Source organism: Staphylococcus sp. 231237_7MaSpsaltlick (assembly GCF_043107035.1).
Map to the genome: position 1 here is coordinate 59,816 of NZ_JBICNX010000002.1, position 12,508 is coordinate 72,323.

Annotated in this window: 10 protein-coding genes; 4 read left to right on the forward strand and 6 right to left on the reverse strand. The window is 32.0% G+C overall.

Annotation, left to right across the window (positions count from 1 at the left end; genetic code table 11):
- Positions 1-3: 3 nt before the first annotated feature.
- Together isaB and ACF91D_RS03465 are read right to left on the reverse strand one after the other, a co-directional pair.
- Positions 4-819 carry an immunodominant staphylococcal antigen IsaB family protein gene (isaB, locus tag ACF91D_RS03460; protein ID WP_327620929.1) on the reverse strand — a complete coding sequence of 272 codons (816 nt, stop codon included), beginning with the start codon at positions 817-819 and terminating at the stop codon, positions 4-6.
- A 191-nt stretch (positions 820-1,010) separates the two neighbouring features.
- On the reverse strand, positions 1,011-1,631 hold the full coding sequence (locus tag ACF91D_RS03465; protein ID WP_069792933.1) for a M15 family metallopeptidase: 621 nt from the start codon (positions 1,629-1,631) through the stop codon (positions 1,011-1,013).
- A gap of 635 nt (positions 1,632-2,266) precedes the next feature.
- On the opposite strand from ACF91D_RS03465, the gene ACF91D_RS03470 reads away from it, so the two are divergent.
- Both ACF91D_RS03470 and ACF91D_RS03475 read left to right on the forward strand, forming a co-directional pair.
- Positions 2,267-3,748, forward strand: coding sequence for a catalase (locus ACF91D_RS03470; RefSeq protein ID WP_069792934.1), 1,482 nt, complete (start codon positions 2,267-2,269; stop codon positions 3,746-3,748).
- A gap of 22 nt (positions 3,749-3,770) precedes the next feature.
- Positions 3,771-4,097 carry a PH domain-containing protein gene (locus ACF91D_RS03475; RefSeq protein ID WP_327620973.1) on the forward strand — a complete coding sequence of 109 codons (327 nt, stop codon included), beginning with the start codon at positions 3,771-3,773 and terminating at the stop codon, positions 4,095-4,097.
- 57 nt (positions 4,098-4,154) lie between these two features.
- On the opposite strand, the gene allB is transcribed toward ACF91D_RS03475, so the two are convergent.
- Complete coding sequence (gene allB, locus ACF91D_RS03480) at positions 4,155-5,516, reverse strand: allantoinase AllB (RefSeq protein ID WP_039068457.1); 1,362 nt, start codon at positions 5,514-5,516, stop codon at positions 4,155-4,157.
- Positions 5,506-6,996, reverse strand: a complete 1,491-nt coding sequence (allW, locus tag ACF91D_RS03485; RefSeq protein ID WP_327620930.1) for an allantoin permease — start codon at positions 6,994-6,996, stop codon at positions 5,506-5,508. Before allW ends, allB begins: the two co-directional genes overlap by 11 nt.
- A gap of 315 nt (positions 6,997-7,311) precedes the next feature.
- Here allW and ACF91D_RS03490 point away from each other — a divergent pair, with 315 nt between their 5' ends.
- The gene (locus ACF91D_RS03490) at positions 7,312-8,931 is read left to right on the forward strand and encodes a PucR family transcriptional regulator (protein WP_069792935.1); all 1,620 of its coding nucleotides are present in this window, start codon (positions 7,312-7,314) and stop codon (positions 8,929-8,931) included.
- A 246-nt stretch (positions 8,932-9,177) separates the two neighbouring features.
- Here ACF91D_RS03490 and ACF91D_RS03495 read toward each other — a convergent pair whose 3' ends face one another.
- Positions 9,178-9,678, reverse strand: coding sequence for a GrpB family protein (locus tag ACF91D_RS03495; RefSeq protein WP_069792936.1), 501 nt, complete (start codon positions 9,676-9,678; stop codon positions 9,178-9,180).
- A 359-nt stretch (positions 9,679-10,037) separates the two neighbouring features.
- On the opposite strand from ACF91D_RS03495, the gene ACF91D_RS03500 reads away from it, so the two are divergent.
- A complete protein-coding gene (locus ACF91D_RS03500) occupies positions 10,038-11,477 on the forward strand; it encodes an MDR family MFS transporter (protein ID WP_039068454.1) in 1,440 nt (479 codons plus the stop codon).
- An 84-nt stretch (positions 11,478-11,561) separates the two neighbouring features.
- Here ACF91D_RS03500 and ACF91D_RS03505 read toward each other — a convergent pair whose 3' ends face one another.
- A complete protein-coding gene (locus ACF91D_RS03505; protein WP_069792937.1) occupies positions 11,562-12,452 on the reverse strand; it encodes a LysR family transcriptional regulator in 891 nt (296 codons plus the stop codon).
- Between the last annotated feature and the right edge of the window lie 56 nt (positions 12,453-12,508).

Genomic DNA, 12,508 nt, shown 5'->3' on the forward strand with positions numbered 1-12,508 from the left:
AAACTAACTAATCATTACTTTCATTAAATAACCTTGCTTATCGAAGAAAGCTTTATACATACCGTTATTTGTTTCATAAGTCATATATGAGCCATCAGTCGTTTTGCCTTCATCTATCATATGATTCGACATATGCGCTTTTTTAAACATCTCTTTACTTACCGATTCTGGTTTCGTATCAAAAGTAATATGAATTACTTGTCCATCCTTATTCATATCGATCGTTGTGTCATAAACTGTTTTACTTGATGCAACATCCTTATCAGATGTAGCAGTATTAACTTTATAACCATCAATCATAACGTTGTCGTACTGTAATGCTCTTACAAAATCATAATCTTGAGTAAATTGCCCGTCATATGTTGTATATCCATTATAATTATAATATGGCATCATTGTTGTTTGTTCCATATGACTCATTTGCTCATTCATTGCCATGTCCTGTTGGTTCATGTTGTTATTCATTTGTCCCATCTGCTCGTTCATTGACATGTCTTGTTGATTCATGTTGTTATTCATTTGTCCCATCTGCTCGTTCATTGACATGTCTTGTTGATTCATGTTGTTATTCATTTGTCCCATCTGCTCGTTCATTGACATGTCCTGTTGATTCATGTTGTTATTCATTTGTCCCATCTGCTCGTTCATTGACATGTCTTGTTGATTCATATTGTTATTCATTTGTCCCATCTGTCCGTTCATTGACATGTTCTGTTGGTTCATGTTGTTATTTGTTGTTGTATTGGCTTGAGCTGATCCTGCTCCTAAAAATAGACTTGTCGCTAATACTGATGAAATCATTAATACTTTATTATTCATAAATCTCCACCCCTTTTTTAATATTTTATGAATGATTCTTGTTGTGTGTTTCTTCTTAATCTTACGCTTAAAAACAAAAGACTGTTTTACTGACAATAAAACTAATTGTTTTGCGTAATGCCCCCTTTTTATTCTACTTACTAAAACATACGTATTTTTACTATTATAAGTTCACTTTTTATAAAAATTATTTAAACTAAATGAAAATATTCTTCTAACGTAAGGTTAGTATTTTTCATTTTTTTCGCATCTTTTTTCCCTAAATACCTTAAATGCCACGGTTCGTACATAAATTGGGTAATGTGTTCTTTACCTTTAGGATACCGAATAATAAAGCCATAATGATGAGCGTTATCTTCCAACCATTCACTCTCTTTAGTATATTGAAACAGTTCCTTAGCTGATTCATGTAACCCTGGAGTAGCAACATCAAAAGCAAGACCAGTCTGATGTTCAGAAAATCCAGGTTTTGCGCTATATAGTTGCGCTTTTTTTAAACCATCACGTTGCACATATATATTAAACAATCGCATCTGTTTAAAATACGAACGAAAACCGCTTATAATAATCAATCGAAGCCCTTGTTTATTTGCATCATTAATCATTATCTTTAAAGCGTTTAGCGCTTTCAATTTTGGAAATGGCGTATAAAATGGAGAAATTTTATAGTCTTTATTTACGATAATATGACTATTAAAATAATACGCTCCGTTCTTTTTTATAATAGTATTATCATAGCCTTTTTGTTTTTTATTTAAGAAATAAATTATTAAGATTAAAATTACAACTAACCATGGGATTACTTTTCTCATATACTCATCCTTCTCACCACATATTTTTATAAAACATACTTCTTGTAACCTTCAGTTTACAAATCTTAGCTTTCATTTTTAAACTGAATTTACCCTAGCGCTATTTCAATTTATGTTTTAAGAACTATAAATGACTCCATATTTGCATCATTGACAGACTAATACCCCAAAATATTTCACCATTATTTGTTCAATAACATTACATTTAATAAAATGATAAATCAATTAAAAACTCAAAACATAAAATTACACATAAAAATTGAGCTTGATATTATAAACTATAAATTTCATTTATAGATAAGTATTATCAATTAAAATGATTTTTTGAGTAAAAAACTATGTACTTTAGCAAATTTTCAGCTATAATAAATTATAATAATTATAAAAAGATATTAATTATAATTAACTTCATAGTTTTGGAGGTGTATTGATTGTTTGAAAAAAACAATATATTCCAAGCTTTAAATTAGAGTCATAAAACAAAACTAAATATGCTTTTAATTATTGAAAATTTTATACATAAATATTACTTATTATAAATTTGAATGACTGAGTCCAAGCATTATTTACTGGAAAAGATCCAAATTTATTTATTTGATAATAAAAATATGGTTAAAAATAAAGGAGATTAAATTATGAATAAAAAGTTAACAGGGCTATTTGGAGCGCCTGTATCAGATAGAGAAAATAGTATGACTGCTGGTCCAAGAGGCCCTTTATTAATGCAGGACATTTATTTCCTTGAACAAATGGCACACTTTGATAGAGAAGTGATTCCAGAACGTCGAATGCATGCTAAAGGATCAGGTGCATTTGGTACATTTACAGTAACAAATGATATAACAAAATATACATGTGCAAGTATCTTTGCTGAAATCGGTAAACAAACAGAAATGTTTGCACGATTTTCAACTGTAGCAGGCGAACGTGGTGCAGGCGACGCAGAACGAGATATTAGAGGATTTGCTTTGAAGTTTTATACAGAGGAAGGTAACTGGGACTTAGTTGGTAATAATACGCCAGTATTCTTCTTTAGAGACCCTAAATTATTCCCAAGTTTAAACCACGTGGTTAAACGTAATCCAAAAACAAATATGAAAGACCCACAAGCAAATTGGGATTTCTGGACCTTATTACCAGAAGCGTTACACCAAATTACAATCTTAATGACAGATCGTGGCATTCCTAAAGGTTTTAGAAATATGCATGGCTTTGGTTCTCATACATATTCTATGTATAACGATAAAGGCGAACGTTTTTGGGTTAAATTCCATCATAGAACACAACAAGGTATAGAGAACTATACTGCAGAAGAAGCCGAACAAGTGATAGCTAAAGATAGAGATTCTTCTCAAAGAGACTTATTTAACAACATTGAACAAGGCAATTTCCCTAAATGGAAAATGTACATCCAAGTAATGACAGAAGAACAAGCCCGTAATCATAAAGATAATCCATTTGATTTAACTAAAGTCTGGTATAAAGACGAATATCCATTGATTGAGGTTGGTGAGTTTGAATTAAATCGAAACCCTGAAAATTATTTCCAAGATGTTGAACAAGCTGCATTTGCGCCAACAAATATCGTCCCAGGTTTAGATTTCTCACCAGACAAAATGTTACAAGGTAGACTGTTTTCATATGGAGATACTCAAAGATACCGTTTAGGCGTTAACCATTGGCAAATTCCAGTTAATCAACCTAAAGGTGTTGGTATGGAAAACATATGTCCATTTAGTAGAGATGGGCAAATGCGTATCTTAGATAATAACCAAGGTGCTAGTACACATTATTATCCAAATAGTAACGGTGCATTCGAAGATCAACCGCAATACAAAAAACCAGCTTTAGATATTCAAGGGCAAGCATACGAATATGACTTTCGTGAAGATGACGATAATTATTTTGAACAACCTGGTAAATTATTCCGTTTATTGTCATATGAAGAACAACAAACATTATTTAAAAATACTGCAAATGAAATGAGTCCCGTTACAGACGCATTGAAACACCGCCACATAAGACATTGCTATAAAGCCGATCCAGCATATGGTCAAGGTGTAGCCGAAGCTATGGGCATTGATATTAATGGAGTGGACTTAGATGTCGCGGACTAATATAAAAGGAAAAGGTGATTATATGATATTAGATAACGTAAACCCAGAAGATTTATTTCCAACTGGGAAAAAAGGTCCTGCCATTTTAGGGAAAATGGAATACCCTATTAATGGTATTGTAAAAACGTATGATGCTGCATACATTGCAACAAATGAACGCCTTATCTTAAATGTAGATATGGATGGTCAATTTTACTATAGAAATATCCGTTATGACGAATTAGAAGATGTTCAATTAGATAATGATACGCTAACAATGCGTTTTAGTATTGGTACATTTCCAATTACAAATTTAAATAACAATGACGCCGAACAATTCATAAATTATATTGAAACTAAGCGTACTTAAACAAAAAAGGATGACTTCTACCAAAGATTGAGTAGAAGTCATCCCTTTTTATTAAGATTAAATAAATTGGCCGATACGTTTTTCTGAAATACCAGTTTTTTGATTGTAAATTTCTTCGCCTCTTAAAATAGTTTGCGTTACTTGCGCGCCAATTTCACGACCAATATAAGGGCTCATCTTATTTCGATATGCTAAATCTTCTGCTGTTAAAGTATATGGCGCATTCGGTTTGATTAATACAAAATCTGCATCTTTTCCAACTGCTATGCTACCTTTTGCTTTCAATCCAAAACGTTTGGCAGGTGCTGTAGCAATAATATCTGCAAATTTATTTAATGACATATTACGTTTTTGAACACCTTCATCAAATAAAATATCAACATTATTTTGTAACCCAGCTATACCGCCCCATGCTTCAAAAGCATTATCTGTATCTTTTAAGTCGGGTGTACAAGGAGAGTGATCGGAAGTAACAAATCCAATATCACCATTTAGCACGCGATTCCACATACCTTCTAAGCGTGATTTTTCTCTGATTGGCGGAGAACATTTTACGACTGGACCAATGTCATCTAATTCTTCCTTGTAGAAGTAAAGATAATGTGTACATGTTTCACATGAAATATCTACACCCTCTTGTTGAGCTTTGATAATTTCATCTACACCTTCTTCACAAGCAACATGTACAATATGTACACGACAACCAGTTTCTTTTGCAAATAAGATAATCTTACGAATTGGCTCAACTTCAGTAAATACTGGTCTACTATCGACATATGCACTTAAAGTTGTTTCACCATTAGCTTTAGCAATTTCACCTAAACGGTCAGTGATCGTTGCATTTTCAGCATGAATAGAAAGTAATTTACCAGTTTTAGCAATTTGTTTCATACCTTCATATAATGAATAATCATCCACATTTTCAAAGTCACCTTCTATTGAACGATCACCACATGTTGCTAAAAACGCTTTATATGCTACGACACCCGCTTCATCTAACTCTTGAATACCGCCGTTTAAGTTATATGGTACTAAACCGCCATAACTCGCAACATCAACTGATAATTCATCTTTACCAGCATCAAATTTTGCTTGAATAGAAGCTTGATCAGTTGTTGCAGGCACTTGATTTAAAGGCATTTCAATAAATGACGTTACGCCACCTTTTGCTGCTGCGCGTGTACCAGTAACATAACCTTCCCAGCTATCACGATAACCGCCGCCTGGTTCAGTAATATGCACATGTGCGTCTACCATTCCTGGTGATACGATTTGGTTCTGAGCGTCAATAACTTGTTCAGCTTCACCTAAATCTTGACCAATAGCAGCAATCTTGCCATCTTTAACACCGATTTCTACATTTTGCTGACTATCTTCTAAAATGACTAATCCATTTTTTAAAATTAAATCATATTTCATTATAGTTCACTCCTTCTTGTTTTTTTGAAAATAATTTAACTGAATGGTGTAAAACAATATAAACTAAACTAGATATAAAGAATCCAATAAACCATGAAAAATCAGAAATTACTTTAAATGCTGGTAAGAATCCTAGTAATGAAATAACCACGCCTACTACTGTTGCAATGTAAGCAGAAATATTAACTCTTTGTATTTTTATCTCTTTATCATGTAAATCAAAATACAATTTATCAATATCAATACGACATTTAGATACTAGGTAGAAATGTACTATCATTACACCTGCAACAGGCCCAAGTATTGCGCCAATAGCATTTAAGAATAAAAAGATACTATCCTCATTTTCCATCATTTTCCATGGCATAATAACAACACTTAATACAGAAGCAATAACTACGCCACGTTTATAATTAATCCATTTAGGTAACAGCGCACTTAATTGATACGCAGCTGGTATAATATTACTCGTTGCATTCGTAGAAATGGTCGTCATTAATAGCACCCCTGTCGATATCAAGATTGCCCAGAAATTACTCCATTCATTAATAATCGTTAAAATATTCCACTCTTGATGACCTAAGTAAATAGAACCACCAATAATAATAAATACACTAGCAATCGCAAATAACACATGCGCAACTACTATGCCAGAAATCTGACCAATAATTTGTGTTTTAGTAGATTTAGCATTTTGTGTAAAATCAGATACACTTGAACCTGGTCCAGCCCAAACACCTAATAAAGAGTTGAAGATTAAAATAAATGATAAAATGGCTGGATATATAATACCGTCTGTTTTCGTTGATATTTCATAGTTCATGATATTACTGAAACCACCAGCAACAGTCACACCCCATATTGCCATGCCACCAAATACAATGTAAATTAGTGGATTTAAAATAGCAGTGAATTTGTTCAGTATGTCACCACCACCAAATCCAATCGCAAAACTAATTGCCCAAAAGATTAAAAATGCAATTAATCCTGGTACTGAAATACCTAAAATCGAAACGCCGCTTCCAATATTTTCAAATCCTGGAAAAATCTTATTTAATAAAATTAATAGCGCTTGAGAACCAGCAAATGTTTGTAAACCAAACCATGCAATACCGGCTACAACACCACGTAAAACGCCAGGCAATTTAGCGCCGATGTCTCCATATGTATCACGTAATTGCATTGCGAAGGGTATACCGTATTTAGAACCGGCATATCCATTTGAAACGAGTAATAACGCAATAACAAATGAACTTAAAATCAATGCAAATATGACTTGTAATGGCGATAGACCTATTAATAGAAAACCACCTACCGCTGTATAGTTAGGTATATTATGAACAGCACCCATCCATAAAGTGAAAAAGTTGAATGCAGAATTATTTCGTTGAGCTGATGTCTTAGGCATTATATCTTTATTATAACCACGCTTTTCAAAGAAAGCTTGATTATAAGCCGCTTCATTCCCCTGTCTTTCCATCTATTTATCTCCTTTGCTTCAATAGGCTATAACTATCTTAATCAATCTTTAATTTACATTTTATTACGTATGTAAGCGTTTTTCTTTGTTAGTAATGACATATATTGAGTAGAAAGTTATATATTTCGAACAAAATATGTGTATAATAATTTTTATATAACATTATTTTTGATAAGATTTATAAAATTATAAACGTATTTACGATGTTTATAAATATACCACTTGATTAATAAATATACAAATAAACCTATATTTGTTCATAAAATATAATAGTATGACTCATAATACAAGAAGACGGAAACGGAGGATTAAACCATGACTACACTTAACGAAATTTTATCCGTTCCTCAGTTTAAAGAGTTAGAACTGATTAACAAAAACGGAGATTTATCATCAGAAGTTTCAAGCTTAGATATTACTGAAAATAATGATATTAAGCATTTTACTTCTCAAAATGCTTTTATTCTAACAACTGGCGTATTATTTCAAGACAACCAAGAAGATTTAAAAAGGTTAATTAAAGACTTGCATGATATTAATACAGCTGGTCTTGGTATAAAAGTTTCAAGGTTTTTACATGAGATAGACAAAGAAGTTATAGAATTTGCAGACAAATTGGGGTTTCCTTTAATAGAAATACCAGAAAGTTGGAATTTAGGCGAAATTACACATCAAATTTCATCTTACATTTCAGACTCAGAAACTGGAAAATTAAACTATGCATTACATATACAACAAGAATTAAATCAGCTTCTCATCAAAGGTCATAGCATTAAGACAATGATTCAACGAATGAGTAAATTACTTGGTGTACCAATCATTCTTTTCGATCCTTTTAAAGCGCCGGAAGCGTTAAGTCATCATTATGATCAAAATAAACATTTAACTAATGAGCACATCGGTTATTTTCTCAACCATTATCAACAATCAACTATCTATGATAAAAACAAACAAGTTTTTGAAAACAAAGACCATGTAATCTTCAAAGTTTTGGGATATACGTATTTCCCTTATTATTTAATGGTTTCACAAGTTAATAAATTATCGTATCCATTCAGTTTGTTAACCATTGAACAAGTAGTTAGTGTATTGAGTTTCGCACTTTACAAAAACACAAAAATCGAAGAAGCTGAACAAAATGATATTAACCGCTTTTTTGAAGCACTCGTTAATAATCAAAGCGAGCAAACACTTTCAATCAAAAAGCATAACGATTTACTGAAACGCTATAATATTTTCGATTCTGATTATTATCAAATTATCATTTGTGATATTGATTCACCGAATAGCTTAGAAAACAGTTATTATCTCAATGAAAGGTATCAACTGACATTTCGTTGGCTACAATATATGCTTACCGATCTTGATGATTATATCAGTATTTATAAAATACCAAGTACAAATCGGTTCGCTATTTTATTACAAAATCGTCACGATTATTACTATGACTATCTTAAACGTCTCCAAAACAGTTATGGAGAACATTTTGAAGGCACGATTTCTTTTGGTATTGGTAATGAAGTTACAGAGTTTACACAAATAGCTTCATCATATTTTGAAGCTAACGAGGCATTTGAAAATGGATTGTTGAATGACAAACAAAGTTTCATTTCTTATTATCATTCCAAAGATATTAAAGAACTTTTACAGTTAATACCTAAAGAGAAATTACGTCCCTTTATAAAACATACTTTAGGCCCATTGAGCTACCCTAAAACTAAGAAAGACTTAGAATTAAAACAAACATTACAAGTCTATATGGATAATCAGTGTGATATAACTAAAACTGCAGAAAAGATATATATTCATCGTAATACAGTTAAATATAGAATTAATAAATGTAGCAATTTAATTGGAGTGAATATTGAAGACCCAATGCATTCATTAAATATCCGTATCGCTTTATACGTTTCTGACACCACTCAATTTGATTAGCCTCCTATAAGGTTATCTTAACTAAAGACGTGGAGCAGAAACCAAATTTTTTAATTGTTTATCTAAGCTTGCGCTCATGCATAAGTCTCACTAAATCAAAACTAATTACAAGAGCTGAAACTCTTGCATAAGAACCACTAATTTTCAAAAGTGGAAGACCTGAGTAAAAACTCACGTGTGAGAACCACTAACTTAATAAAGCCCCCACTCCTTTAAAGAAGTGGGGGCTTTACATTATTTCAAATACTAAGTTAATGCATCTTGTTCTAATTTTTTCATAAAAGCATCTTTTCCATCACAATAACTTTGCCTATCATCAGGAAATTGTTGAGCTAATCGTTCTTTTAATTGTCCGTATTCACGTGCATTCTCTTCATGTTTACGTAAATAATCCCTTACCGCTATGTGACGGTTAATCTCATTCATATTATCCTGTTGAAATATATGCATATGATGCGTACGTGGATTTCCACCCTTTATAAAAAATCTTCTCCCTGTAATTCCATTTTCTCCCAATGAAGTATAACCCAGGCTCATCAATACTTCATTATAGTCATCAATTTTTTCTATTTTATTTACTACTACTAACATATCAATAATAGGTTTAGCCTTTAAATTTTCAACAGCAGTACTCCCAATGTGATGTATTTTAATGACTTCTTCACTTATAATAGCTTCGATGTTTGATTTCTCAATTTCAAATAAAATCGGCCACTGTTTTTGATAGTGCTGTACTTCAATTTCCATTATAGTCACCTTCCCCCAATATACTTCATCATCTCTTAAAATCTCTCTTTTCTTTTAAACTAAATTATATCTTTAAAATCGGTAGTTATAAATGTATTTTCAATTCAACTGACAAAGTCACTTTCATATTGTACTTGATGATAGCACTATTTTTTTATATCTTAAATTAAATTTAAATCTATTTATCGATTTTGATTTATTCATTATACTCATTACATTCAATCAACTTCATAATCACATTATTATTTTTTAAAAGTTATTGCTTTTAATATTAGATTTTTAAACCGAATGGTTTGCTTTGCTAACTTAAAAGGATTAAAATCTATCGTTGGGATGTTATAAAAGGAGATGTAATTGAAATGTCGGAGAATGGAATATCTAACAAAAAAAGAAATACAATCATTTTAGTTATGCTCAGTAGTGCCTTTGTTGCAATGCTTAACCAAACATTACTCAACACTGCACTGCCAGCCATCATTAATGGCTTAGAAATAACTGAAACGACTGCTCAGTGGCTCATCACAGGATTTATGCTTGTTAACGGAATTATGATTCCTACAACAGCTTTCCTCATGGACCGCTTCCATACAAGATCACTCTATATTTTTTCAATGAGTGCATTCTTACTTGGTTCTATCATAGCTGCACTTTCGCCGACATTCGGTTTACTAATGTTAGCACGAGTAATTCAAGCTATCGGTGCAGGTATCTTGTTACCATTAATGCAATTCACTGTCTTCACCCTCTTTCCAGCTGAAAAGCGTGGATTCGCCATGGGGCTTACAGGAATTGTTGCGCAATCAGCACCAGCAATCGGCCCTACTTTAACTGGCTTTCTAATAGATACATTTAGTTGGAGAGCACCATTTATCGTAGTAGCTGCAATCGCTATAATCGCATTTATTATTGGTATCATTTTTGTAGAAAGTAATAATGAAACTAAACGTACTGAATTAGATAAGACTTCAGTGATATATTCTACATTTGGTTTTGGTCTAATGCTCTACGGCTTTAGTAGCGCTGGTAACCTTGGCTTCACTTCACCAATTGTTATCATTTCATTAATAGTTGGACTTATCATTGTCGGTATCTTTGTCTTAAGACAAATTAAAATCGACAATCCATTATTAAATATGCGTGTATTTGCTAACAGAACATTTTCATTATCTGCATTCGCTTCAATGGTTCTATTTATTGGTATTGTAGGTCCTGCGTTATTGATACCTATGTATATTCAATCAGGGCTTGGCCTATCAGCAATACTTTCAGGTTTAGTCATCTTACCTGGAGCCGTGGTTAATGCGTTTATGTCTGTATATACGGGTAAAATTTATGATAAATATGGACTGAAGATATTGGCTGTCCCTGGATTTATCTTATTAATTATTATGACCATTCTGCATTGTTTCTTAACTACAGAAACACCTTATTGGTATATTGTTGTCATCTATGCAGTCAGAATGTTTGCTGTTGCGTTAATTATAATGCCGTTAAATACAATTGGTATTAATGCATTAGAAACTAAAAACATTTCACACGGTACCGCTATTATTAATTCATTAAGAATTATAGCTGGTGCGATAGGTACTGCTATTATGATTACAATTTTAACTATTGTTAGAACAAACTACGTAGAAAATACTAATGGTAGTCAAACAAAAACTGAAGTAATGCAACATGCTACCGTACTTGGTGTAGATGCTGCATTTGCTTTCACAACAATTCTAATGATTATTGGTTTCATCCTAATGTTGATGATTCGTACTAAAAAAGAAACTATCAATAGTCGAGAATTATAACAGGAATAATTAAAGGAGCGAATATATGCTGTTAACTTTTAACGTCATATACTCGCTCCCTTTTTGTATTTTATTAATTTATATTTAATGACAAGCTTCTATGGCTTTTTCTAAAAATAATTGAGCTGCCTTTGAAAATGTATGGTCTTTACGCCAAACCAAATTATGCTTTGCAATTAACTTTGGCTCTAGCGGAATAAACTTAAGATCACTTTCAACAGAAGTATTAATAATACTATCTAATGTAACAACGTAACCCATATTAGCTTTAACCATCCAACCAGCATTATATGCTAAGTTAAACGTACTTACTATATTTAAATCTTTATATAAATGTCCAAACCATTCTGCAAATTCATTTTCTTCAATATCGGTTTCTAATACTTGTCTTGAACATATCAAGGCCTCTTTTGACAAATCTGTTTTTGTCACGTAATTTTTTTTCGAAAAAGCATCGTCTTTTTTAGCAATCACACCCCAGTGATCAAAAGTCGGTAAATCTAATGCTTTGTACTTATTTAAATTTACAGGCTGGATAAGCAAACCAAAATCTAATAACCCTTTATCTAATCGGCTTGCAATGTCCTCTGCATTACCACTATAAATATGAAAATGCACCTTAGGATGATATGTCTGAATCTCTTTAAAAATATTTGCAATAACTTCCATGCCTTTGGTTTCACCACAACCTATATAGACGTTCCCTTCAATATTTCTATCAATCACTTTAAATTCCTCTTGTATTTTTCGAGACATTTCTATGAGTTCTTCAGCTCTATTTTTCAATAAAAGGCCTTCGTCAGTAAGATGAATATTGTGATTGCTTCGCCTAAACAGTTTCACGTCTAACTCTGTCTCTAAATCTTTGATTTGTCTAGACAAAGTTGGCTGTGTGATATGTAATGCATTTGCAGCACGTGTAATACTTTCTTCTTTTGCTATTCTTACAAAATATTGTAGTGTTTTTATTTCCATAAATTTCCTCTCTTAGTTATACAATATATGCATATCTATTTAATATAAATAAGTAT